This window comes from Pedobacter sp. 01N310 (genome assembly GCF_056399805.1).
Genome location: NZ_JBFTSB010000001.1, coordinates 1,152,446 through 1,175,662, shown reverse-complemented (window position 1 = coordinate 1,175,662; position 23,217 = coordinate 1,152,446). Strand labels below are relative to the sequence as shown.

24 protein-coding genes are annotated in these 23,217 nt (G+C 38.7%); 17 read left to right on the top strand and 7 right to left on the bottom strand.

Annotated elements, in window-relative coordinates:
* Positions 1-22: 22 nt before the first annotated feature.
* Entirely contained in the window at positions 23-343 is a 321-nt protein-coding gene (locus tag AC1DNH_RS04585; RefSeq protein ID WP_477584772.1) for a hypothetical protein, read from the bottom strand.
* Positions 344-511: 168 nt separating this feature from the next.
* Here AC1DNH_RS04585 and AC1DNH_RS04580 point away from each other — a divergent pair, with 168 nt between their 5' ends.
* From AC1DNH_RS04580 to AC1DNH_RS04565, 4 genes are all read left to right on the top strand, one after another.
* Positions 512-1,195 carry a DUF4142 domain-containing protein gene (locus AC1DNH_RS04580; protein ID WP_477611683.1) on the top strand — a complete coding sequence of 228 codons (684 nt, stop codon included), beginning with the start codon at positions 512-514 and terminating at the stop codon, positions 1,193-1,195.
* 266 nt (positions 1,196-1,461) lie between these two features.
* Positions 1,462-3,096, top strand: coding sequence for an FAD-dependent oxidoreductase (locus AC1DNH_RS04575; RefSeq protein ID WP_477584770.1), 1,635 nt, complete (start codon positions 1,462-1,464; stop codon positions 3,094-3,096).
* Between the two features lie 49 nt (positions 3,097-3,145).
* Positions 3,146-5,095, top strand: a complete 1,950-nt coding sequence (locus tag AC1DNH_RS04570; RefSeq protein ID WP_477625211.1) for a glycoside hydrolase family 97 protein — start codon at positions 3,146-3,148, stop codon at positions 5,093-5,095.
* Between the two features lie 163 nt (positions 5,096-5,258).
* The gene (locus tag AC1DNH_RS04565) at positions 5,259-5,855 is read left to right on the top strand and encodes an FMN-dependent NADH-azoreductase (protein ID WP_477585021.1); all 597 of its coding nucleotides are present in this window, start codon (positions 5,259-5,261) and stop codon (positions 5,853-5,855) included.
* Positions 5,856-5,984: 129 nt separating this feature from the next.
* Here AC1DNH_RS04565 and AC1DNH_RS04560 read toward each other — a convergent pair whose 3' ends face one another.
* Complete coding sequence (locus AC1DNH_RS04560; RefSeq protein WP_477585022.1) at positions 5,985-6,347, bottom strand: response regulator transcription factor; 363 nt, start codon at positions 6,345-6,347, stop codon at positions 5,985-5,987.
* A gap of 293 nt (positions 6,348-6,640) precedes the next feature.
* Here AC1DNH_RS04560 and AC1DNH_RS04555 point away from each other — a divergent pair, with 293 nt between their 5' ends.
* The gene (locus AC1DNH_RS04555) at positions 6,641-6,955 is read left to right on the top strand and encodes a hypothetical protein (protein WP_477585023.1); all 315 of its coding nucleotides are present in this window, start codon (positions 6,641-6,643) and stop codon (positions 6,953-6,955) included.
* A 369-nt stretch (positions 6,956-7,324) separates the two neighbouring features.
* On the opposite strand, the gene mnmA is transcribed toward AC1DNH_RS04555, so the two are convergent.
* Positions 7,325-8,416, bottom strand: coding sequence for a tRNA 2-thiouridine(34) synthase MnmA (gene mnmA / locus AC1DNH_RS04550; protein WP_477611162.1), 1,092 nt, complete (start codon positions 8,414-8,416; stop codon positions 7,325-7,327).
* Between the two features lie 467 nt (positions 8,417-8,883).
* Here mnmA and AC1DNH_RS04545 point away from each other — a divergent pair, with 467 nt between their 5' ends.
* From AC1DNH_RS04545 to arsB, 5 genes are all read left to right on the top strand, one after another.
* Positions 8,884-11,169, top strand: coding sequence for a GH92 family glycosyl hydrolase (locus AC1DNH_RS04545; RefSeq protein WP_477625210.1), 2,286 nt, complete (start codon positions 8,884-8,886; stop codon positions 11,167-11,169).
* 383 nt (positions 11,170-11,552) lie between these two features.
* Entirely contained in the window at positions 11,553-11,882 is a 330-nt protein-coding gene (locus AC1DNH_RS04540; RefSeq protein WP_477581973.1) for an ArsR/SmtB family transcription factor, read from the top strand.
* 47 nt (positions 11,883-11,929) lie between these two features.
* Entirely contained in the window at positions 11,930-12,487 is a 558-nt protein-coding gene (locus AC1DNH_RS04535; protein ID WP_477607539.1) for a DUF6428 family protein, read from the top strand.
* Between the two features lie 19 nt (positions 12,488-12,506).
* The gene (locus AC1DNH_RS04530) at positions 12,507-12,926 is read left to right on the top strand and encodes an arsenate reductase ArsC (protein WP_477581969.1); all 420 of its coding nucleotides are present in this window, start codon (positions 12,507-12,509) and stop codon (positions 12,924-12,926) included.
* 1 nt (position 12,927) lies between these two features.
* Complete coding sequence (gene arsB / locus AC1DNH_RS04525; RefSeq protein WP_477607538.1) at positions 12,928-13,995, top strand: ACR3 family arsenite efflux transporter; 1,068 nt, start codon at positions 12,928-12,930, stop codon at positions 13,993-13,995.
* A 252-nt stretch (positions 13,996-14,247) separates the two neighbouring features.
* Here arsB and AC1DNH_RS04520 read toward each other — a convergent pair whose 3' ends face one another.
* The 3 genes from AC1DNH_RS04520 to AC1DNH_RS04510 form a co-directional block, all read right to left on the bottom strand.
* The gene (locus AC1DNH_RS04520) at positions 14,248-15,099 is read right to left on the bottom strand and encodes an SDR family NAD(P)-dependent oxidoreductase (RefSeq protein WP_477581966.1); all 852 of its coding nucleotides are present in this window, start codon (positions 15,097-15,099) and stop codon (positions 14,248-14,250) included.
* Positions 15,100-15,118: 19 nt separating this feature from the next.
* Entirely contained in the window at positions 15,119-15,961 is an 843-nt protein-coding gene (locus AC1DNH_RS04515; protein WP_477581965.1) for an SDR family NAD(P)-dependent oxidoreductase, read from the bottom strand.
* 82 nt (positions 15,962-16,043) lie between these two features.
* Positions 16,044-16,955 carry a helix-turn-helix domain-containing protein gene (locus AC1DNH_RS04510; RefSeq protein ID WP_477581963.1) on the bottom strand — a complete coding sequence of 304 codons (912 nt, stop codon included), beginning with the start codon at positions 16,953-16,955 and terminating at the stop codon, positions 16,044-16,046.
* A 124-nt stretch (positions 16,956-17,079) separates the two neighbouring features.
* On the opposite strand from AC1DNH_RS04510, the gene AC1DNH_RS04505 reads away from it, so the two are divergent.
* From AC1DNH_RS04505 to fabF, 5 genes are read left to right on the top strand one after another with little or no spacing between them, the layout of a single operon-like run.
* A complete protein-coding gene (locus tag AC1DNH_RS04505; protein ID WP_477581961.1) occupies positions 17,080-17,667 on the top strand; it encodes a TetR/AcrR family transcriptional regulator in 588 nt (195 codons plus the stop codon).
* Between the two features lie 38 nt (positions 17,668-17,705).
* Positions 17,706-18,191 carry a PaaI family thioesterase gene (locus tag AC1DNH_RS04500; protein WP_477581959.1) on the top strand — a complete coding sequence of 162 codons (486 nt, stop codon included), beginning with the start codon at positions 17,706-17,708 and terminating at the stop codon, positions 18,189-18,191.
* Positions 18,192-18,205: 14 nt separating this feature from the next.
* Positions 18,206-18,976 (top strand): SDR family oxidoreductase, encoded by a 771-nt coding sequence (locus AC1DNH_RS04495; protein ID WP_477581957.1) that lies wholly within the window; start codon positions 18,206-18,208, stop codon positions 18,974-18,976.
* 13 nt (positions 18,977-18,989) lie between these two features.
* Positions 18,990-19,208, top strand: a complete 219-nt coding sequence (locus AC1DNH_RS04490; protein WP_477581955.1) for a DUF2798 domain-containing protein — start codon at positions 18,990-18,992, stop codon at positions 19,206-19,208.
* An 11-nt stretch (positions 19,209-19,219) separates the two neighbouring features.
* Entirely contained in the window at positions 19,220-20,470 is a 1,251-nt protein-coding gene (gene fabF / locus AC1DNH_RS04485; RefSeq protein WP_477607532.1) for a beta-ketoacyl-ACP synthase II, read from the top strand.
* 316 nt (positions 20,471-20,786) lie between these two features.
* On the opposite strand, the gene AC1DNH_RS04480 is transcribed toward fabF, so the two are convergent.
* Positions 20,787-21,437, bottom strand: coding sequence for a YceH family protein (locus AC1DNH_RS04480; RefSeq protein ID WP_477584003.1), 651 nt, complete (start codon positions 21,435-21,437; stop codon positions 20,787-20,789).
* A 174-nt stretch (positions 21,438-21,611) separates the two neighbouring features.
* On the opposite strand from AC1DNH_RS04480, the gene AC1DNH_RS04475 reads away from it, so the two are divergent.
* Together AC1DNH_RS04475 and AC1DNH_RS04470 are read left to right on the top strand one after the other, a co-directional pair.
* Positions 21,612-22,235: a (2Fe-2S)-binding protein gene (locus AC1DNH_RS04475; RefSeq protein ID WP_230149977.1), complete on the top strand. Its 624-nt coding sequence runs from the start codon at positions 21,612-21,614 to the stop codon at positions 22,233-22,235.
* Positions 22,232-23,215 carry an FAD binding domain-containing protein gene (locus tag AC1DNH_RS04470; protein WP_477607530.1) on the top strand — a complete coding sequence of 328 codons (984 nt, stop codon included), beginning with the start codon at positions 22,232-22,234 and terminating at the stop codon, positions 23,213-23,215. The genes AC1DNH_RS04475 and AC1DNH_RS04470 overlap by 4 nt, the downstream gene beginning before the upstream one ends.
* The last annotated feature ends 2 nt before the right edge of the window (positions 23,216-23,217 follow it).

Below are 23,217 nucleotides of genomic sequence, written 5' to 3'. Positions count from 1 at the left end.
CTTTTATAATGGAAATAATGACTTATAACATTTCGCTATCTTCATCATCGTATGCATTCGGATCTTTATTCAGTTCTTCTATATCAGATTCGTTATAGTCATCCGTTTCTGCTTCATCGTCATCGTCATCCTCATCTTCTTCGTCTTCCGGACCTTTGATTTCTTCATTTAATTGTGTGCCTTCGCCATCAGCATATTGCACTTCATCATCTGTATATTCATTGTCTTCAGATGGCTCAGGAGTGGCGTGACCCTCGGCTGCATTTCCTTCCGAACGGTTGATCTGGAACTGTTCGATATTCTGAATTTCTTCTTCAGGTTGATTGTTTTCTAGATTTTCCATAGTAAAAGTCTTTTATAGTAGAACAGATTCTGATCAGATTAAGTTTAGAGAAAATTTAAAATCTTAAACCACTGGTGTTGTAAGGTTTTTAAAACATGGATATGATTTGCTCAAACTTTTTAAATGTTAACGGGGTTTTATAAATGCATTTACCTTAATTACTTAACCATGAAAAACCATTTCGATACCAGGAAAATAGCAGTAGTGGGAATGATTATTTCAGCTACTTCATTTAATGCTGTTGCAAAAGCAGACTGGCATTATGCAGGATCATTTGATTATATTAATCAACAAGATAGTTTAACCACCACACAATTTTTGCAACAGGCGGCTATTGCCGGAATGAAAGAGGTATCAACCGGGAAACTTGCGGCAGAGAAAGCAACAGATCAAAAGATAAAGGCATTTGGCCAGATGATGGTTGACAATCATACCAAGGCCAATGAAGAATTAAGATCCTTGGCGAAACTTAAGAAAGTAAATTTGCCAATGAGTAGGCCAGAAGGTGAACTACGACCAGATGGCAGGGTAGATTCATCACCTGAAAACATGAAAGATACCTCAAGAACCAAAAATGCCGGAGGTGAGGCAGGCAATACCGGTCTGGCGAAAAAAATCGCGAATGGTGCTACCGAAGCTGACGTGACGAATGCGATTGAAAAATTAAATAATTTAAACGGGGCTTCATTTGATAAAGCTTATGTCCAGATGATGGTTACAGATCATCAAAATGCGGTTTCTTTATTTGAAAAAGCATCACGGTCTGCTGATCTTGAGGTTAAAACATATGCCAATAAATATTTATCAGTATTGAAAAAACACTTAAAACAGATTCAAGCCCTGGCTAAATAGTAGCTTAAGTTATTTAGCATGGTAACCTTTTGCTTTCATATTCTTCTAAAACGATTTATTGGATTTGTAAGTTTAAATAATTAATATATTTGTTTAAACCTCGCCAATATATGTTTTCAATAAAACATTTTTCAGATTTAGGATTTTTCATCCTTTCAAAACAAGAAAATGAAACCCAATATGCAGAAATTTATAGTAAACGCTGTAGGTTTTCTTTGCAGACAATCCTCATACCAACCAGGAAAATTTTAATATGCTTTTTAGCCTTGAGCTCAATCTTTTTTACGGTTTGTGCTAAGCCAGGAGCGGAACACCATCAGGCAGATATTGTAATTTATGGAGGAACATCAGCCGGTATAATTGCAGCCGTACAAGCTACCAAAATGGGTAAAAGCGTTATTGTAGTTTCACCCGACCGCCATCTTGGTGGTTTATCATCTTCAGGGCTGGGCTTTACCGATACGGGAGACAAATCCGTAATTGGTGGCCTCGCCAGAACATTTTATCAAAAGGTTTATCAGCATTACCAGCAAGCTAGCGCCTGGAAATGGCAGAAAAAAGAAGAATACGGTAACAAAGGACAGGGTACACCTGCTATTGATGGAACGGACCGTACCATGTGGATTTTTGAACCTCATGTTGCTGAGCAGGTTATGGAAGGTTTTGTTAAAGAAAATAAATTAAAAATTTACCGCGATGAATGGCTGGAGCGAAAACAGGGTGTAAAAATGAAAGATGGTAAGATTATCAGTATCAAAACCTTATCTGGCAAAATTTTTAGTGCAAAAATGTATATCGATGCTACTTATGAAGGCGATTTAATGGCTGCAGCTAAAGTAAGTTACCATGTGGGCAGGGAAGCAAACCATATCTATAACGAACAGTGGAATGGGGTACAGGCCTTGGTTTTTCAGCATGCGCATTATTTTAAAAATAATATCGATCCCTATAAAATTCCAGGAGATAAAAAAAGCGGCTTGTTGACGGGTATTTCTACTGATCAACCTGGACCGAACGGAACGGCAGACCATAAACTTCAGGCGTATTGTTATAGGATGTGCCTGACCAATAAAGCCGAAAACAAAATAGCGTTTCCAAAACCAGACCGCTACAATGCAATGGATTACGAATTGCTGTTAAGTGTGTTTAATGCCGGTTGGAACGAGCTTTTTAATAAATACGATCCTATTCCGAACCATAAAACAGATACCAATAACCACGGACCATTTAGTACCGATTTTATTGGAATGAATTATGCCTATCCTGAAGCAGACTACACAAAGCGGAAAGAAATTATTAAAGCTCACGAAAATTATCAAAAAGGATTAATGTACTTCATGGCCAACGATCCAAGGATGCCCGAAAAAATTCAGCAGCAGGTTAAAAAATGGGGTTTGGCGAAAGATGAATTTAAGGATAATGGAAACTGGCCATATCAGCTTTATGTACGGGAGGCGAGGAGAATGATTGGAGATTTTGTGATGACCGAGCATGAAGTACTCGGCAAAAAAGAAGTGTCAAATCCGATAGGGATGGGCTCTTACGCCTTAGATTCTCATAATGTGCAACGTTATATTACGCCCGAAGGTTATGTGCAAAATGAGGGCGATATCGGCGTTAAAGCACCGAAACCTTACAGTATCTCCTACCAGGCCATCGTACCCAGGAAAACCGAATGCAAAAATTTATTGGTTCCCGTTTGTTTGTCATCATCCCATATTGCGTACGGTTCTGTACGCATGGAGCCTGTATTTATGATCCTGGGTGAATCAGCTGCCACTGCCGCATCCTTGGCTATCGATCATAAAATCAACATTCAGGATGTAAACTACAATGAATTAAAAAACTTGTTGTTAAATCAAAAGCAGTGTTTAATTTTAGAGACTAAAACGATTTATTAGCCTTAAAATGTAAGAACCAAAAATTTTTATTAAACAAACAAACTTTAAAATGAAAAAATATCTGTCATTTGCCGCCTTAATGCTGGTTTTTACAATAAAACTCTTTAGCGCCCCTATAGAGCTCCTATCTCCAGATAAGCGGATCAAAATATCGGTAGCCATTAAAGAAAAAATTGGCTACGCGGTTACATTTAATGGTAATCCTTTATTAGCCGATTCCTATTTACAGTTAAATCTGGCTCAGGCAAAGCTTGGTGAGCATGCAAAATTGATCAAAAAAACATTTTCATCTATAAACACCAGTTCAAATCCTGTTGTACCGCTTAAAAATGCCACAGTGATTAACCATTATAACTTGTTAAGGTTAGATTTTAAAGGCGATTTTAGTGTAGAATTTCGAGTTTATAACGATGGGATAGCTTACCGGTTTATTACCAATAAAAAAGACTCGATCATTATAAACAGCGAAGATGTACACCTTAATTTTAATAATCCCGTTAAAGCGGCTTATTTAGAAACAGGCGGTTTTAAAACTTCGTATGAGATTTTATACCGCCAAAACGAGCTTGGAAAAGTGAATAAAGAGAAGATGAATGTATTGCCAATATTGTTCAACACAGGAAAATATAAAACACTTTTATCAGAAGCAGATCTATACGATTACCCTTGTTTGTTTATAAAAGCCACAGATGATAAAACTGTTGATGCTATTTTTCCAAAGGTGCCATTGGCTTTTGGAGAAGATGGAGACAGAAGTCGGAAAATTTTAAAAGAAGCCGATTATATTGCAAAAACAGCTGGTAAAAGATCGTTTCCATGGCGTTTTTTTGTTATTACCGATAAGGATACGCAATTGGCTGCTAACGAAATGGTTTATAAGTTAAGTACACCTAACCAGTTACAAGATACCAAATGGATAAAACCTGGCCAGGTAACCTGGGAGTGGTGGCATAATGCCTATGTATACGGCGTGGATTTTAAATCGGGTTATAATCAGGATACTTATAAATATTACATCGATTTTGCTTCGAAATTTGGTATTCCTTACATCATTATGGATGAAGGATGGGCAAAAACAACACTTAATCCTTTCGAACCTAATCCAACCATTAACCTGCAAGAGTTAATTGCTTATGGCAAACAGAAAAATGTAAAAATTGTACTTTGGTTTACCTGGCTGGCAGTCGAAAATAACTTCAACATTTTCGAAACCCTGGAAAAATGGGGAATTGCAGGAGTGAAAATTGATTTCATGGATAGGAGCGATCAATGGATGGTAAATTACTACACCCGTGTAGCTAAAAAGGCGGCTAAACACCATATATTGGTCGATTTTCATGGTGCATTTAAACCAGCTGGTTTGGAAGTAGCTTATCCCAATGTGCTCTCTTATGAAGGCGTTATAGGTATGGAACAAAATATTGGAGGCGGTTTGGCCACGCCAAACAACAACTTATTCCTTCCATTTTTACGTAATGCAGTGGGGCCGATGGATTACACGCCCGGGGCCATGCGTTCGGCACATAAAGAGGATTATAAACCTAGCTGGGTAAATACCATGAGCATTGGTACCAGGGCGCATCAGCTGGCCATGTATATTGTTTTTGAAAGTGGTTTTCAAATGCTGGCCGATAATCCTTTTAACTATTTAAGAGAGCCCGAAACCACTTCGTTTATTACCAGCGTTCCCGTAACCTGGGATGAAACTAAAATCCTGGATGCAAGCGTTGGCGAATATATCGTTACAGCTAAACGTAAAGGCGACAAATGGTTTATTGGTGCTATGGGCAACGATCAAAAACACGACTTGAAAATTGAAACCGGTTTTTTGAAACCAAATGCAAATTACCAGATCAACCTGATCAAAGATGGCATCAATGCCGATTTTCAGGCAATGGATTTTAAACGCATCGTAAAACCAATTAAAGCAGGAGAAACGATCGATATCAATATGGTAAAAGACGGTGGCTTTGTTGCTGTAATTGAGCAAGTTAAATGACAGTATTAATGTTTTTGTTGAAGGAGCTTATTAGTTAAATAAGCTCCTTTTTTATTGAGATGAAGTAGCAACTATACCAAAGGATAGCACTATCCTCTGGTATAGTAGTAGCTTTTTGATACTTCGTATCTATAATTTTGCCAGACATAAAAAGGCAAAAAAAATGAAAATATTACATCTTATATCAAGCCCGAGAGGCGAAGCATCATTCAGTATTAAATTGGGAAATGCGATTGTTGAAAAATTACAGGCTGCAAATCCGGGAAGCACTTTAACTACACATGATCTTACCAATACCCCATTTCCACATTTGGAAGAGGTACACATCAATTCTTTTTTTACACCGCAAGAAAATCACACGGCAGAATTTTCGGAAGCAATAAGACATTCAAATGAGGCCATTGCCGAACTTAAAGATGCTGATGTGATTGTAATTGGTGCGCCGTTGTATAATTTCGGTATTCCTTCTACTTTAAAAGCATGGATCGATCATATTGCACGTGCCGGTCAAACCTTCAGCTACTCAGAAAAAGGCCCCGAAGGTTTGGTAAAAAACAAAAAAGTATATCTGGCCATTTCGTCTGGCGGCGTGTATTCGGAGGGACCAATGAAGCCTTACGACTTTACAGAATCATATTTAAGATCTGTTTTAGGCTTTATGGGCATGGTTGACATTACAGCATTCAGGGCCGAAGGCTTAAGCATGCCTACTATAAAAGATGTAGCGCTGGGTAAAGCAGTTGAAAGTATAATACTTTAAGGGGGTTAATTCGTCATTGCGAGGAGGAACGACAGCCTGTCCCGACTTTTCGGGAAAGCAATCTTTCATACTGCCTGGTACAAGATTGCTTCATCCAATGAAAAATTGGCTTCGCAATGACGATTTCCTTTAATTAAGCAAATATTTATCTACTCTATTAACAAAATCGTTCAGATCGAAAGGTTTGTTGATGAAATCTTCCGCATCACATTTAGCCTTAACTGCGTTCAAATGGTTGTTAGCCGACATCATCATTACCGGAATATCATGTGTTTTAATATTTCGCTTTAGCGTATTACAGATATCCAGACCATTTCCATCAGGCAACATAATATCAAGAATTACCATATCTGGCCGGTGTTTACTCATTTGAAACCAAAAATCGTTGGTGTTAGGGCAGGTCTTTACTTCGTAAAGTTCTTCGATCAATAAAAATTCGATGATTTCTCTAATACTCGGATTGTCTTCTACTACATAGATGCACTTTTTCATAAGCTCTATTTTTATTATATAGATAACTAGTCTAGCTATCAGATGTTTAAGATAGTTATGCACAATACTGGAGTTATTAACCTTTTGGTACGCCGTGTCATGCATTTCTATAATTTTTGTGCTGACTAAAAAAAATACAAAAATAAATTTTGATACTAATTTTTTTAGTATAGATTTGCTTTTGAAGAGACAGAATACAGGAGATATCATAAAGATAATCCGATGTATTTAATTGATGATTTTAAACAAAAAGCTTCTTGCTTGGTTTGTTTGCTGATATATTTATTTTTTCTATGACCGTTACCGTTTTAGCCATATTCGAAACAGATTTTAGACCAGATCTTTCATTAGGTAAAATCATGAATGAAAGACTGAGGATTGCTGCTGCAGATCTGCAGGACATTCATTTGCAGCATTTACAGGCCATTGGGCAACGTAGTGATGATTTAGTGGTGTATATAAGTTATAACCCCAAATATAAAATAAGATGGCGTGTTGTTAACGACGTGCCTGAGGATGTAGAAAACTTTGTAGCCCAAACCTGCGGTAATTTAGGTTACATCCACTGGAAAACAGCTTCTCTTAATGTTTTTAAAGGAAGTGAATAAAAAAAAGACTTCTATCGTGATATTTTATGGCGGTCGTCATTCTCGCCTAAGCGGGAATCTTAATTCGATAAACTTACTTTTATGATGGATAGATTATAGAAGTCTAAAATAAATAGATGGCATGAAAGATGTTGAAATAAATCCGATAGCTATCGAATCAGCATGACGATTTCTCGACTATAGCCTAATAAAATTCAAACAAAAAGAGGTTGTGTCATAAATATAGATTTGTCATCCTGAGCCTGTCGAAGGACCTATTTAAATACTCTTTAAGGTGTTTCGACAGGCTCAACATGACATCATCTGAGCTGAAATTGCCTTTATGATAAACCTCTTTCGTTTTCTATGGTCGTAAATGGATCTCAGCGATTAAACTAAAAATCCTCCGCCCAATAAATCATTTCCTTCGTAAAATACCGCCGATTGTCCTGGTGCAATTGCTGAAACATTGTGATCGAACACCACACGCATTTTATCTTTTTCCTGAACAATTGTACTTAGCATACCCGTATCTTTGTAGCGGATTTTGGTAATCACATCATTCATTGGTTCTTCAATGCTTGCATATTTTATCAGGTTAATGTTACGTACCATGGCTTCGCGGCGTTCAAGCTCATCAGCTTTACCCAAAACTACCGTATTACTTTCTGGCAGGATCTGCGTTACAAACATGGGCTCGCCAAAGGCAACGCCTAAACCTTTACGTTGGCCAATGGTGTAAAAAGGATAACCTTTATGTTGCCCAACAACCATTCCATTACTTAAAATGAAATTTCCGCCGGCTACTCTATCTTCTAAATCTTCTACTTTATGTTTTAGGAAAGCCCTGTAATCGTTATCCGGAACAAAACAGATTTCGTAACTCTCCGATTTTTTTGCCAGTTCTTCCTGTCCCATATCCAAAGCCATTTGTCTGATTTCAGATTTTGCAAAACTGCCCAATGGGAATTTAGTACGCGAAAGATTTTCTTGCGAAACGCCCCACAGTACATAAGATTGATCCTTGTTTTCGTCTTTTCCTTTTGAAATTACATAACGGCCGCTGTCTTGCTGGCGGATATTGGCATAGTGCCCTGTTGCGATAAATTCGCAATCGAGTTTATTGGCACGTTTTAAAAGTGCTTCCCATTTAATGTGTGTATTGCACAAAACACATGGATTTGGGGTTCTTCCGGCAAGGTATTCATCAACAAAATTATCGATTACATAATCGCCAAATTCATCCCTGATATCAAGGATATAATGGGGAAAGCCATAGTTTACGGCAAGTGTACGGGCATCGTTGATACTATCTAATGAGCAACAGCCAGTTTCTTTACTGCTACCGCCAGAAGTAGCATAATCCCAGGTCTTCATGGTTAAGCCAATAACCTCATAACCCTGCTCATGCAACATTACAGCCGCTACCGAACTATCAACCCCGCCACTCATGGCAACCAGAATTCTACCGTGTTTACTCATCTTAAAAATATTGGATGCAAAAATAAGGTTTATTTAGCTGAAATTATTTAAAGCAAGTCAGTTACTTGTAAAAAGCGGTTGTTAAATAACTTGCTTATCACTTAGATGCGCTAAAGTGGCTCAGGTGTTCAGTAATATTTTGAAAATGGGTGGTCCGGTGTTAGTGGCTGTCAGTAGTCCTGCTATCCCTTCAAGTCCTTCCCGATGAATCGGGATACCTCACCTCCGGGCTTTCCGTTCCATCAGGTTTACATTATAAAGTCTGTGGTCTTTGGCAATTACAAAAAACTCACATAAATCACTCAGCTTTTCGAAACTTGAAGGGAAACCGCAATAAATTGTATCTTCAAGCTTATTAAATGTATTTTTTATTTTACTTAAACGTTTTAGTTATATGTTTTATACATATTTGAAGATAAATTAATACCTTAGAATTTTCAACAAAACAAGCTAAATTTTAAAAAGATATGATTAAAAAAATTATCCTGCCCTGTCTTTTGCTATCGGTCCTGGTTACATCGGCACAACAGAATCTGGTGCAGTATGTTAAGCCCATTATTGGTACGTCTAAAATGGGGCATACTTATCCAGGCGCAACAGTTCCATTTGGTTCGGTACAGCTAAGTCCCGAAACGGATACTTTATCTTACGAAGTAAACGGAAAATACAATGGCGATGTATATAAATACTGTGCGGGTTATAAATATGAAGATAAAACCATTACCGGCTTTAGTCATACCCATTTTAGCGGTACTGGTCACTCCGATTTGGGTGATTTTCTCATTATGCCTACACAAGGTAAATTGCAATTGAATCCTGGTACTGCATCAGATCCGAAAAGTGGTTACCGTTCGGCATTTTCGCATACCAATGAAGTTGCAGAGGCCGGTTATTACAAAGTAAAATTAGATGATGATAACATTACCGCCGAATTAACTTCGACCACGAGGGTAGGGATGCATCAATATACTTTTCCTAAATCGGATCAATCGCACATTATTCTCGATCTGATGGCCGGTATTTACAATTACGAAGAAAAAACCGTTTGGACTTACGTTCGCGTAGTGAACGATACCCTGATTACCGGTTACCGCCAAACCAATGGATGGGCCAGAACCAGAACCGTATATTTTGCGATGAGCTTTTCTAAACCTTTTAAAAGCTACGGACGTAAAAGCTACGATGCCAAACAGGCTTATAGAGGCTTTTGGGGCAAGTTTAACCAGGAGCAGAACTTTCCTGAAATTGCAGGCAAAAAACTGAAAATGTACTTCGACTTCGATACCCAGGAAGGAGAGAAGATTAAAATTAAATTTGCTTTATCGCCGGTTAGCCAGGAAAATGCTTTGCAAAATATGCGTGCAGAAACTTCGGGCTGGGATTTCGAAAAAGTGAAGGCTCAGGCACAGGCTACCTGGAATAAAGAATTGAATAAAATACAGGTAACTACTTCTAACGATAATAAAATCAATTTTTACACCGCTTTATATCATGCTTTTATCAATCCAACAACCTATACCGATATTAATGGCGAGTATAAAGGTTTAGATCAGGGGATACATAAAGCTGAAGGCTTTACCAATTACACCACATTCTCGCTTTGGGATACTTACCGGGCCTTACATCCATTCTTTAATATTATGCAGCCAAGCCGAAGTAATGATATGGTAAAATCGATGATGGCGCATTACGATCAGAGTAGTTTGCACATGTTGCCGATCTGGTCGCATTATGCCAACGATAACTGGTGCATGAGTGGTTACCACAGTGTTTCTGTAATTTCTGATGCGATTATAAAAGGCACCTACAATGGCGATGCGAACAAAGCATTGGATGCCTGTATTGCAACAGCAAAACACCGCGACTACGAGGGAATCGGCTATTATATGGATAAAGGTTATATCCCGGCAGAAAAATCGGGCATTTCGGTTTCCAATAACTTAGAATATTCTTACGATGACTGGTCGATTGCACAACTGGCCAAGAAATTAAACCGTATGGATGTTTACGACGAATTTATCAAACGTTCTAACAACTGGAAAAACAACTACGATAGTGCTTCTGGTTTCATGCGCCCTAAATTGGCAGATGGCTCTTTTAAAAAGCAATTTGATCCAAAAGATACTGAAGGGCAGGGTTTTATTGAAGGAAACAGCTGGAACTACAGTTTCTTTGTTCCGCAGGATCCGGCTTCACTGATTGAAATGATGGGTGGCAAAAAGAAATTTGCAACCCGTTTAGATACTTTGTTTACCATGCACTTACCTGACGAATTTTTTGCGCATACTGAAGACATTACCCGCGAAGGTATTATTGGCGGATATGTACATGGTAACGAACCTGCACACCATATCGCTTACCTTTACAACTGGACCGATCAGCCATGGAAAACGCAGGCGCAGATCCGTCACATCTTAAACATGCAGTACAAACCTACAGCCGATGGTTTGGGTGGAAATGATGATTGCGGGCAGATGAGCGCCTGGTATATGTTCTCTTCGTTAGGTTTTTATCCGGTAGCACCAGGTTCTGATGTATATTCATTAGGCAGTCCATTGGTTAACAACGCAGTAATTAATTTAGAAAACGGTAAAACATTTACTGTTGAGGCCATTAAACAAAGCGATAAAAATGTTTATGTAGAAAAAGTTTTATTGAACGGCAAAGAAATTACCGATCATAAAATTAAACATGCCGATATCACCAACGGCGGAAAGCTTACTTTTTACATGAGCGCAAAACCTAAGAAATAATTTTTCTCATCCCTGTACAAATTGAACCGTTGACTTTAATTAGTCGACGGTTTTTTTGTTTACCCTTCAAATGTCGTCATTTCGAGCGGAGTGCAACGTAGTCGAGAACCCGAAGGCTCTGCGAAGCAAAATCTATCTCAAGATAGATCTCTCCATTCCACTGTGTTCCAGTCGAGATGACGATACTTTTTATTAAATTCTCTGAATTGATAACGGAGTGAAGTGAAGGCAAGGGCTATTATCAACCAAATTTCCGTGTTTTTCCTTGCCTCCGTGGCTAAAAAAACACACTTGCTCTTTCTCTAGGTAATCTATTATTGAAATCGAAATTAAAATAAATTTTGATATCTAAATTATCTATCGTAATATTGCGATATAAAATTATGGGACTTACCAAAACAGAAATCTTCACCGAAGAGCAGAATCAAATGGCAGCGTTATTAAAAGCGATGGCTCATCCTGCGCGGATTGCGATTCTTCAGCGTATCCTTAAATCGAATACCTGTATCTGTGGCGATTTAGTTGAGGAACTCGGCTTAGCTCAGGCTACTATTTCTCAGCATTTAAAAGAACTTAAAAATGCAGGTATTATACAAGGCACTATCGAGGGGGTGAGTATTTGCTATTGTATAGAACCTAAAACCTGGAAGTTATTACAAACACAGTTGGGCGATTTCTTTGCCTCATATAAAGGCGGCCAGAACTGTTGTTAAAAATTTTTTATTTAAATCAATCGTTAAATTGCAATATTATGATCAATATGTCTTCAATAACATGGAGCAGCTTTAAGGCTAATCTTCAGCAGCATCCAGAATTGGTATTACAGTTTCAATATGCTCCAGGCAAGTGGGTAAATGCCAATTATCACATCACTGAAATTAAACAGGCGCCGATTGTTTCGGTAGATTGTGGAGGCGTAATGAACGCCTGGACTGAGATTATTGTACAATTATGGGAACCTACCGAACAAGAAACGGGTAGGGCCATGCAGGTGAAAAAAGCACTATCCATTATCAATCTGGTAGAAAGCAAACTGCCGTTAAACCCCAATGGAATTGTGAAAATTGAATTTGGCAATTCTGCGTTCGATACGAGGCAAATGTTTCCAGGTGAATTTAAAATTGATGGGGAAAACCTGATTTTGGATCTAACACCTGATGCTACCCAATGTAAAGCGATTAACCGTGGCGGAAGCTGTGGTACCACCGAAATTGGTGAAGAATGTTGTGCGCCTGCTCAGCCGATAAAGCAAAAGGTCGAATTGGTTAATCTAGCAGCCAGTCAAAATAGTTGTTCTCCAGGAAGTGGATGTTGTTAATGATTCAAAAGTTATAGGAATGAAAAATGTATTGGTGCTTTGCACCGGAAATAGTTGCAGAAGTCAACTGGCAGAAGGCTATTTGAAACATTTCGCCCAAAATAAGGCCAAAATTTACAGCGCTGGTATCGAAGTTCATGGCGTTAACCCTAGGGCGATAAAAGTAATGGCTGAAGATGGAATCGATATTTCAGGACAAACCTCTAACAATATCGAGGAGTATTTTGATGTTCCTTTCGATTATGTGATTACCGTTTGCGATCATGCGAAAGAAAGTTGTCCATATTTCCCAACGCAGGCTATAAAAATGCACCATAATTTTCCCGATCCTGCAAAAGCCGTAGGTACAGATGAAGAAATTATGGCCGAATTTAGAAATACAAGAGATCTGGTAAAGGTTTATATGGAAGATTTTGTAAACAAAAACCTGAAAAGCTAATATGTCTGCAGATATTTGTGCCCCGGCAGCTCAAAGAAAACATCTAAGCTTTTTAGATCGTTATCTAACATTGTGGATTTTCTTAGCCATGTTATTAGGGGTGGGCTTAGGTTTTTTGTTCCCATCATCAGCAGTCTTGATCAATTCATTTTCGAGCGGGAGTACAAACATTCCTTTGGCCATCGGATTGATCCTGATGATGTATCCGCCTTTAGCAAAAGTTAAATACCAGAATTTAGGCGAAGTATTTAAAAATGTAAAAATATTAAGCGCTTCGCTTGTTTTAAACTGGATAATCGGCCCGATTCTGATGTTTTTCCTGGCCATTGCATTTTTACATGATTATCCCGAATACATGGCTGGCTTAATTATGATCGGCCTCGCCAGGTGTATTGCGATGGTGGTGGTATGGAATGAGCTTGCCGATGGGAACCGCGAGTATGCAGCTGGTTTAATTGCCCTGAACAGTATTTTTCAGGTATTGCTTTACAGTGTATTTGCCTATTTTTTTATTACGGTTTTACCACCCGTTTTTGGTTTAAAAGGCCTTTCTGTATCAATTTCCATTGCAGAAATTGCAAAGAGTGTAGGGGTTTATCTTGGGATTCCGTTTGTACTCGGTATTTTAAGTCAAAAAGTACTGATCAAGTGGAAAGGCGATGAATGGTTTTATTCCACTTTTGTACCGATGATTTCTCCTATAACCTTAATTGCTTTGTTATTTACCATTGTAGTGATGTTTAGTTTGAAAGGAGAATTAATTGTGCAAATTCCGTTTGATGTACTGCGAATTGCTTTACCCTTGGTGATTTATTTTGTGATCATGTTTGTGATCAGTTTTTTTGCGGGCAGGTATTTTGGAGCCGATTATGGCAAAAGTACCGCTATTGCATTTACGGCAACTGGTAATAACTTTGAATTGGCTATCGCTGTGGCTATAGGTGTATTCGGTATTCATTCAGGGCAGGCATTTGCCGGTGTAATCGGTCCGTTGGTTGAGGTACCAGCATTAATTGCACTGGTTAACCTGGCGCAATGGTTTAGGAAGAAGTATTTCAAAGAGTTGTAAGAGCCTGTTGAAATTTCATCCAATTATTTACTTATCTAACATTTCTATCACACTGAGCGGAGTCGAAGTGTCTTTAATATATCAAAAAAGGGTTTTTTACTAACCTACCATTAACAGACTCCAAAAGAAAAATCGTCATCTCGACTGAAACGCAGTGAAATGGAGAGGTTTATCCAGACAGATTTTGCTTCGCAGAGCTTTCGGGTTCTCGGCTTCGCTGCACTCCGCTCGAAATGACGATTGCTCTAGATATTACGCATCAATCTCATCAAAATTAGTGGCAGTTGCCAGATATTTCCAATTGGCCATATCCCTTTGTACGTCTGCAATTTTTGCATCAGCTACCTGATAAGCATCAGGCCCTAAGAATAAATGGAGCGGTGGGTTTTCACTTTTCGAAGCTTCAATAATTACCTCAACTGCTTTGGCCGGATCGCCTGGCTGTTGGTTATTGATGTCGTTCTGATGTGCCGCTTGCGAGTCGCGTACCTCTTTGTAGGCATCAATTGGTTTATTCGGTACCGCTAATGATCCTGCAGTTAGGAATGCCGTTCTGAAATAACCCGGCTCTACAATCGTTGCTTTGATTCCCATCGATTTTACTTCAGCCGCTAACGATTCGGTAAAACCAACGACCGCAAATTTTGTAGCGCAATATATTCCGAAACCAGGGAAGTTACCTGAAAAGCCACCGATTGAAGAAATATTGAAAATGTGACCTGATTGTTGTTTTCGCAATTGAGGAAGTACTTTTCTGATGACGTTTAACGAACCAAAAACGTTTACATCAAAATTTTGACGTGATTCTTTATCGCTCAATTCTTCTAAAGCACCAAGCATGCCATAGCCTGCATTGTTTACCACCACATCAACCTGACCGAATTTGCTGATCGTTTGGCTAATTGCCGCTTCTACACTGCTTTCGTCGATTAAATCAACAGCTAGTGGTAAAAAGTTTTCATGTTCACCAACTGCGTTAATTAAATCGTTCAGGTTTCTTGAAGTTGCAGCAACGCTAAGGCCATTGCTTAATAATGTTTTTACTAATGTAAGTCCCAGGCCTTTTGATGCGCCTGTTACAAACCATACTTTTTGATTTTCCATAATGTTTTTGTCTATTGAATTAATTTTCGTCGAAATCCGTTGAAATTGTAATGGCTTTCCAGTCTCTAAATTCCTTTTGTAGTGATTCTAACTTGTTGTTTGCTCTTTGAAAAGCGTCGTTCCCTAAAAGTAAATGAAGGGGTGGATTAGGCATACTTGCCAATGAGATCATTGCAGCAGCAGCTTTCTCCGGGTCACCGATCTGTTGACCGTCCATTTTTAGGTATTTGCTGTGTATTGCCCGCACTTCTTCGTATTCTGCAATTGGATTGGCAGCCAAAATCAACGAATCAGTAGTTAAAAAACTGGTTCTGAATGCGCCGGGAGCCACAACAGTTACTTTTATGCCAAATTCTTTTAGGTCTTCTGCCGATACTTCTGACAATGCAATCACAGCCGATTTTGCCGCTGCATATACTGCCCAGCCTGTTGCGCCTGCAATACCTGCAATTGATGCAATGTTGATGATATGTCCGGCTCGTTGTGCCCTTAAATAAGGTGAAGCTTTTCTGATGACATTCAGTGTTCCGAAAACGTTAACATCAAAACTGTTGCGTGTTTCTGCATCGCTAAGCTCTTCAATACTGCCTCCGATTCCGTAACCTGCATTATTGATGACCACATCGATTCTTTCGAATTTTGTAATAGTCGTCTTTATCGCATTCTCAACGCTTTGTTCATCGGCGAGGTTAACGGCTAGAGGAAGGAATTTTCCGCTATCATTATTTACTGCTTTTTTAAGTTCACTGATATTTCTTGATGTGGCCGCAACATATTGGCCAGCATTTAGCAACTGATGAACCAAACTTAATCCTAAGCCCTTTGAAGCTCCGGTAATAAACCAAACTTTTTTCTTGCCCATAGTTTTTTCCTTTTTGTTAAGACAAAATTACAGTGCAAATGGATTCGTTTTATTACGTTAATCAAACTTATGATTACGAAATTCAAACAATTCGGTAAGAAGTAGGGGTGTGGTTAGTTAGTTTTTTAAAAAAGTTATTAAAATGGGTAGGCTCTTCAAAACCAAGGCAATAACCTATTTCTGATATATTCCAGTCGGTATGCTTGAGTAAAGCTTTAGCTTCGCTTAATAAACGCTCAGTAATATAATGTGTGGTGGTTTTGCCAGTGGTTTCTTTAATTGCACGGTTTAAGTGGTTTACATGTACCGAAAGTTGCGAAGCATAATCTTTGGCTGAGCGCATGGTAAGCCTTTGCGTAGTTGTTTCGATGGGGAATTGACGCTCTAATAACTCCGTAAAGACAGAAGTGATCCTTGTATTGGCATCAGTATGTTTAAATAGTGTTTCAGATGGTTGTGTTTTTAGCGCAAAGTGTGTAATCTCAGTAATATAGTTTCTGAGCAGGTCGTATTTATAGACGTAATCGGTATTGATTTCCTCGAACATTTTATCGAAAATGCTTTCTATTTGAGCATCTTGTTTTTCATTTAAAATATACGCCGGTTTCCCGCCAGGTACGAACATGGGTAAATCACCAATGTTTCCGCGGATCTTTTCGGTAAAAAAAGCTTCTGTAAAAATACAAAAATAGCCTGTCACCTCGCTTTGTTTACCACTGGCCAATTCCCATGTATAAGGTACAAGCGGATTGAAGAAGATTAGAGCCGTTCCATTAATCTCAATGCTTTTGTCTGCATAGTGGTAAACATTATGTCCGCGGGTAAGGCAGATTTTGTAATAATCCCTACGGTTATAACTCATTGGCTTATGATCATCCTTTAAACAATCTTCTAACTTGAAAACGTTAAAGTGCCCCACGCCGTTTTGTAGGTTGTCTGGTAAGAAACTAAATTTGTTCTGGTAAAAATCTTCAATTGTCTCCGGCTTGTTCATAAATCAAAGTTACAAAATTCAAACGTAAATTAAATTACTGTAATTAAAAGGAGATTTCGATGATAAAAATATTTGCATTAAATATACCGATTGGTATATATTTGCATCGTCAATTTAAAAGAGCATGACTAAGGCAGAAAAAACAAGAAATTTCATTGTAGAGAAAACCGCACCTATTTTTAATATGAAAGGTTATGCAGGCACTTCTTTAAATGATATTACTGCTGCCACGGGTTTAACCAAAGGCAGTATTTACGGTAACTTCGCCAATAAGGATGAAGTGGCGCTGGCGGCTTTTGATTATAACCTGAAAAATGTTTCATCAAGGATAGATGCTGACATGAACAAACAGGTCAGCGTAAAGGATAAGCTTTTGGTGTACATCAATATTTACCAGAAATTTATCGATGGTTCTGTATCAGAAGGAGGTTGCCCTGTTTTAAATACTGCTGTTGATGCTGATGATACCCATCCCGAATTGCGGGAAAAAGTTTTGAAAGCAGTTTTAGGCTGGAAAAATAAAATTGCTAAACTGGTTGAATCAGGTATTTATGCCAAAGAAATCAATGCAGATCACAATCCAGAGCAGGTTGCGCTAACAATTATTGCTATAATAGAAGGCGGCATTATGATTTCGAGGTTGACCGCAAAACCTGCACACTGGAATTTAATTATGGACTCATTAAAAAAATATATCAATAGCCTCAGCTAAAAATTTTTAAACTAAAATATACCGATTGGTATTTTATTATGAAAAGAACCAGAATAATAACTTGGGAAGACCCAATGAAAGGAGCGAAGGAAGCTATGCAGATGGATGGTGTTGATTATCTGCAGGCCATGAGCGATCATAAATTTCCGCTGCCGCCATTATTACATACCTTGGATTTTAGTGTAAGCCTGATCGAAAAGGGCAATGTGGTTTTCGAATTTACACCTCAAGAGTTTCATTACAACCCAATTGGCACTGTGCATGGCGGGGTAATCACTGCTATTTTAGATTCTGCTATGGGCTGTTCGGTCCATTCGCTTTTACCTGTGGGAAAAGGATATACCACTTTAGAGCTGAAGATAAATTTCCTGAAAGCTGTTACCATCCAAACCGGGAAACTAAAAACCGTAGGGAAGGTGATCAACCTTGGTGGACGTACCGCCTTGGTAGAAGCGCAATTAATTGATGAAAATAATAGCGTTTATGCTCACGCGGTGAGCACTTGTTTAATCTTAAAATTTTAAAAAAAAAATATAAAATGAAAACTTCACAAAATACCGTTTTATTGATCGGCGGAACAGCTGGTATCGGTTTAGAAATTGCAAAACAGTTGACTGCTTTAGATAATCATGTAATTATTACTGGTAGAAACCAGGAACGACTAGATGCAGCTGCTGCATCATTACAAAATGTAACCACCATTCTTTCTGATGTAAGCAAGGCTGAGGATGTAGATCAATTGGTAGCCCGCATCAAAGCTGATTTCCCTCAATTAAATATCGTGATCAATAATGCAGGAAGAGCAATCCTGTACAATTTAGCTGACCCCAATGAAGATGCTTTTGCGAATGCAGAAGATGAAATGTTGACCAATTATTTATCAATTATCAGGATCAATCAAAAATTGTTGCCTGTTTTAAAAGCACAGCGCGAATCAGCTATCGTAAACGTTTCATCTATTGTGGCTTATGTTCCCGGAGTTACTTTGCCAACTTACGCGGCCAGTAAAGCAGCATTACATTCTTACAGCACTTCGTTAAGGTTAAGTTTAGAAGAAACTGCTGTTAAGGTTTTCGAATTGATGCCACCATTGGTGGATACTGAATTCTCAAAAGAAATTGGCGGTCATAACGGCATTAAACCATCGGTTGTTGCAGATGATCTGTTGGCGGCTTTAGCCAATGATGAGTTTGAAATCAGGGTAGGTGATACTGCAAAGATTTATGAGTTGTTCAGACAATCGCCGGTTGATGCTTTAAATGTGATGAATGCAAATAGAAAAGCCTGGACCGATTCTGTTCAAAATTAATCAGATAACTGGAATGAAAAAGAAGGTGGCATTTGCATTTATTATGGCGGTTTTTACTACAGGAATAGTTACTTTCGCGGCCATAAGTGTTAATCTTGGATTTACATCGATCTTTATGAAGGTTTGGTTAAAATCATGGGGCATTTCTTACATTGTAGCCATTCCTGCTATATTAATTATTGCCCCACGCGTACAATCATTGGTCGATTATTTATTCAAGGATATTGACTAAAAATTAAAAAAATGAAAAGAGTAGTAGTAACAGGTTTAGGTGCAATAACACCGCTTGGTAATACCGTTGAGCAATTCTGGCAACAGATATTGACCGGAAAAAGTGGCATCGGTCCCATTACAAAATTTGATGCCAGTAAATTCAAAACCCGTTTTGCGGGCGAGGTGAAGGATTTTAATCCTGAAGAATACCTGGAGAAAAAAGAAATTAAAAAGTACGACCTTTTTACCCAATATGCAATCGGATCGAGCGATCAGGCGATAAAGGATGCAGGATTAGATTTTGCTGCAATGACCGATGATCAATTGGCTGAAGTTGGCGTAATCTGGGCAACCGGAAATGGCGGGATCGGTACTTTTGAAGCGCAGTTGGAAGAATTTCATGCAGGTGATGGAACACCAAGGTTTAATCCTTATTTCATTCCAAAAATGATTGTCGATATTGCCGCCGGAGCCATTTCCATCCGTCATAAATTGCGTGGACCAAATTATTGTACCGTATCAGCCTGTGCATCATCTAATACTGCCATTATCAATGCTTTCGATACCATTCGTTTAGGAAAAGCAAGTGTAATGATTGCCGGTGGTTCTGAAGCTGCGTTGACCAAGTCATCTGTAGGTGGCTTTAATGCTGCTCAGGCTCTATCTAAAAATAACGAGGATCCACAAGGGGCTTCTAAACCTTTTGATGCCGACAGAGATGGTTTTGTAATGAGCGAAGGTGCAGGTGCATTGATTTTAGAAGATCTGGATCATGCTTTAGCACGTGGTGCCCACATTTATGCCGAAATTATTGGTGGTGGAATGGCCGCTGATGCATATCACCTAACCGGAACCCCTCCTGATGGGATCGGTGCGGCTTTGGGTATGACAAAAGCTTTAAAAGATGCTGGAATTACTGCTGATAAAATCGATTATATTAATGCACACGCCACTTCAACCGGATTGGGCGATTTAAGTGAATTACAGGCGATTAATACTGTATTCAAAGGTTTACCAGTCGTAATTGGTGCAACTAAATCGATGACGGGTCATTTGCTTGGTGCTGCCGGAGCGGTTGAAAGTGTAATCAGTGTTTTATCGATCAGAGATAATGTGGTACCGCCTACTATTAATACCAAAAATCTTGACGAAAACATTCCAAAAGGATTGAATTTTGTGTTGAGAGAAAGTATTAAAAAGGAGATCAATTATGTTTTAAATAACACTTTTGGCTTTGGTGGTCACACCGCGAGTACTATCTTTAAAAAGTATGAGGCTTAATTGATTTTGTTATTCTCAACCTGATTGGGAATTTTTAAAGTGTTTGGTTAATCGCCAAGCACTTTTTTTGTTTTAGATAGGTTTAAATCGTGTCGTCATCTCGACTGGAGTGAAATGGAGAGACCTATTTTTTCAGGGTACAAAAATTAAAACTATACTGGTCTTAGCGTCTCCCTAAGACCTAATAATTTTCTGCCACGGAAACACAGAAGCACGGAAAATGTAATATAACAGTCTTCAATTACGCTCAGACCAACAATCACTTTGGGTTATGCCAATGGGTTAGAAACCAATGAACCAATGCCTAATGACCCCATTATTTATCCATCAATAAATTAACAAGCTCTTTCAATTCTTCAATTTCCAGTTCTAGTTTCTCTATTCTGTTTTCCAGTTCAGTAGGATCAAATTGCGGGGTGCTTATTGTTTCGGTTTCAGGTTCTGAAGTAGTTTCGGCCTGTTCGCCTAAAAGATGAACAAAACGAGCCTCTTTTTGACCAGCTTTTTTTGCCAGTTGTTTTACAAATGCTGGTTCTTCATCTGATAGTTTCTGAAGCTGTTCTAAGACTTCTTCTATGCTTTCAAATTCATACAATCTTCCCGAATTGCTATTGATTTCACCAGGTGTTAGTGGTCCGCGTAAAAGCAATAAACAAATAATGGCCAACTCCGAAGGCAATAAAGGATAAACAATAGCCAGATTATGTTTGTATTTAGTTGCGCGACTTGATCCTCCTGTGGCAGTGGAGATTAAACCTTTTGTTTTAAGTTGATTTAGTGTTAAAGTTATGGTTTCTTCATCGTAATTTACCACAGGATTTCTTGAGCTTTTTTGATTACATGCAGCTGTTAAACTGTTCAAAGTCATTGGGTAATAATCGGGCGTGGTGCGGCTTTTTTCTATTAATGCGCCTAAAACACGTTGTTCTTCTGCTGATAAATCGGGTAGTGGTTTTACGTTGTCCATGTTATAAAAGTATAAATTGGTTGAACATTTTGGAAATTATTTTGTTAATGATTTATTTCTAATGAGTTATATAAAAATACTAACGATAGAATAATTCTAAATTTCTGAATTGCTACATTCTGAGCTTTAGAATTACGAACTTAGGAGTACATCCCAATATCTAAATATCCAATTATGAAATCTTCCGATCAGAAACCAAATCAGGGTGATAGCAGGCGCGATTTTCTCAAAAAAAGTTCGGTAATTACAGCCATTGCATTAACGCCTGGCGTTGCGGTTAAAGCAGCAGAAAGTAATGCCGATGAACGTTTCGCTCAACTTTTCGAGAAAATCCCATTAAAACTTACGGTAAATAATAAAGCATATCAAACTACGGTTGAGCCGAGGGTAACGCTTTTAGATTATTTGCGTGAAGAATTACACCTAACGGGGACTAAAAAAGGATGCGACCATGGCCAGTGTGGCGCTTGCACCGTTCATGTTGATGGACAAAGGGTAAATTCATGCCTCAGTTTAGCTGTGATGAATGAGGGAAAGAAAATTACCACGATTGAAGGATTGGCCAACGGCGAAACTTTGCATCCCATGCAGGCTGCATTTATCAAGCATGATGGTTTTCAATGTGGCTATTGTACGCCGGGACAGATTATGTCGGCTGTGGCCTGTGTACGCGAAGGGCATACTGGTTCGAGAGCAGAAATAAGTGAATATATGAGTGGAAATATCTGTAGATGTGGTGCTTATCCTAATATAGTTGATGCGATTATTGAAGTTAAGGAAGGAGGCGAAAAGGTATGATCAATTTTCAATACTTAAGAACAACCACGGCAAAATCAGCAATTGCCTTGTTGGTAAAAGATAAAAACGCAAAATTCCTGGCCGGAGGTACCAACCTGATCGATTTAATGAAAAGAGGTGTTACGGCGCCCGAAAAACTCATCGATATCAATCATGTTCCATTAAAGCAGATCGAGCAGATTGGAAATAAAATCCATATTGGTGCTTTGGCTTCTAATTCTGCAGTTGCAGACAATGCGCTGATTAAAGAGAAACTGCCATTACTTTCCTGGGCTTTACAAGCGGGCGCATCTGCCCAGCTGAGAAATGTAGCTACTGTTGGTGGTAATATGATGCAGCGTACACGTTGTGGTTATTTTTACGACACCGAAATGCCTTGTAATAAGCGTCAACCCGGTACAGGCTGTGGTGCCATGGAAGGTTTTAACCGCATGCATGCTATTTTCGGGACTTCAGAGAAATGTATTGCCGTTCATCCAAGCGATATGTGCGTAGCATTAACGGCTTTAGATGCTGAAGTGTTGGTGGCCAATGCTAAAGGAGAACGTAAAATACCATTTAAAGATTTTCATCGTCTGGCAGGAGATACTCCGCAGTTAGACAATAACTTAAAAGCAGACGAAATGATTATTCGTTTGGAAATTCCGATGAATAACCTCGCTAAAAATTACCATTATCTTAAAGTTAGAGATCGGGCTTCTTATGCTTTTGCACTTGTTTCTGTAGCTGCAGCATTTGAGCTCAGCAATAATAAAATTACCGATATTCGTTTGGCAATGGGTGGAGTCGCGCACAAACCCTGGCGTTTAACAGCATCCGAAAATTTCTTAAAAGGAAAAGAAGCCACCTTATCGAATTTTGAACAGGCAGCCCAGTTGGCCATGAAGGATGCAAAAGGTTTTGGAGGAAATGACTTTAAACTTAAACTGGCACCCAATACAATAATCGAGGCGTTGAATCTTGCAAAATCTAAAGCTTAGTT

What these genes read in the sequence shown, in the direction of transcription:
- AC1DNH_RS04585 (WP_477584772.1), bottom strand. Translation starts at nt 343, where the DNA reads ATGGAAAATCTAGAAAACAATCAACCTGAAGAAGAAATTCAGAATATC.
- AC1DNH_RS04580 (WP_477611683.1), top strand. Translation starts at nt 512, where the DNA reads ATGAAAAACCATTTCGATACCAGGAAAATAGCAGTAGTGGGAATGATT.
- AC1DNH_RS04570 (WP_477625211.1), top strand. Translation starts at nt 3,146, where the DNA reads ATGAAAAAATATCTGTCATTTGCCGCCTTAATGCTGGTTTTTACAATA.
- AC1DNH_RS04565 (WP_477585021.1), top strand. Translation starts at nt 5,259, where the DNA reads ATGAAAATATTACATCTTATATCAAGCCCGAGAGGCGAAGCATCATTC.
- AC1DNH_RS04560 (WP_477585022.1), bottom strand. Translation starts at nt 6,347, where the DNA reads ATGAAAAAGTGCATCTATGTAGTAGAAGACAATCCGAGTATTAGAGAA.
- AC1DNH_RS04555 (WP_477585023.1), top strand. Translation starts at nt 6,641, where the DNA reads ATGACCGTTACCGTTTTAGCCATATTCGAAACAGATTTTAGACCAGAT.
- mnmA (WP_477611162.1), bottom strand. Translation starts at nt 8,416, where the DNA reads ATGAGTAAACACGGTAGAATTCTGGTTGCCATGAGTGGCGGGGTTGAT.
- AC1DNH_RS04545 (WP_477625210.1), top strand. Translation starts at nt 8,884, where the DNA reads ATGATTAAAAAAATTATCCTGCCCTGTCTTTTGCTATCGGTCCTGGTT.
- AC1DNH_RS04540 (WP_477581973.1), top strand. Translation starts at nt 11,553, where the DNA reads ATGGGACTTACCAAAACAGAAATCTTCACCGAAGAGCAGAATCAAATG.
- AC1DNH_RS04535 (WP_477607539.1), top strand. Translation starts at nt 11,930, where the DNA reads ATGTCTTCAATAACATGGAGCAGCTTTAAGGCTAATCTTCAGCAGCAT.
- AC1DNH_RS04530 (WP_477581969.1), top strand. Translation starts at nt 12,507, where the DNA reads ATGAAAAATGTATTGGTGCTTTGCACCGGAAATAGTTGCAGAAGTCAA.
- arsB (WP_477607538.1), top strand. Translation starts at nt 12,928, where the DNA reads ATGTCTGCAGATATTTGTGCCCCGGCAGCTCAAAGAAAACATCTAAGC.
- AC1DNH_RS04520 (WP_477581966.1), bottom strand. Translation starts at nt 15,099, where the DNA reads ATGGAAAATCAAAAAGTATGGTTTGTAACAGGCGCATCAAAAGGCCTG.
- AC1DNH_RS04515 (WP_477581965.1), bottom strand. Translation starts at nt 15,961, where the DNA reads ATGGGCAAGAAAAAAGTTTGGTTTATTACCGGAGCTTCAAAGGGCTTA.
- AC1DNH_RS04510 (WP_477581963.1), bottom strand. Translation starts at nt 16,955, where the DNA reads ATGAACAAGCCGGAGACAATTGAAGATTTTTACCAGAACAAATTTAGT.
- AC1DNH_RS04505 (WP_477581961.1), top strand. Translation starts at nt 17,080, where the DNA reads ATGACTAAGGCAGAAAAAACAAGAAATTTCATTGTAGAGAAAACCGCA.
- AC1DNH_RS04500 (WP_477581959.1), top strand. Translation starts at nt 17,706, where the DNA reads ATGAAAAGAACCAGAATAATAACTTGGGAAGACCCAATGAAAGGAGCG.
- AC1DNH_RS04495 (WP_477581957.1), top strand. Translation starts at nt 18,206, where the DNA reads ATGAAAACTTCACAAAATACCGTTTTATTGATCGGCGGAACAGCTGGT.
- AC1DNH_RS04490 (WP_477581955.1), top strand. Translation starts at nt 18,990, where the DNA reads ATGAAAAAGAAGGTGGCATTTGCATTTATTATGGCGGTTTTTACTACA.
- fabF (WP_477607532.1), top strand. Translation starts at nt 19,220, where the DNA reads ATGAAAAGAGTAGTAGTAACAGGTTTAGGTGCAATAACACCGCTTGGT.
- AC1DNH_RS04480 (WP_477584003.1), bottom strand. Translation starts at nt 21,437, where the DNA reads ATGGACAACGTAAAACCACTACCCGATTTATCAGCAGAAGAACAACGT.
- AC1DNH_RS04475 (WP_230149977.1), top strand. Translation starts at nt 21,612, where the DNA reads ATGAAATCTTCCGATCAGAAACCAAATCAGGGTGATAGCAGGCGCGAT.
- AC1DNH_RS04470 (WP_477607530.1), top strand. Translation starts at nt 22,232, where the DNA reads ATGATCAATTTTCAATACTTAAGAACAACCACGGCAAAATCAGCAATT.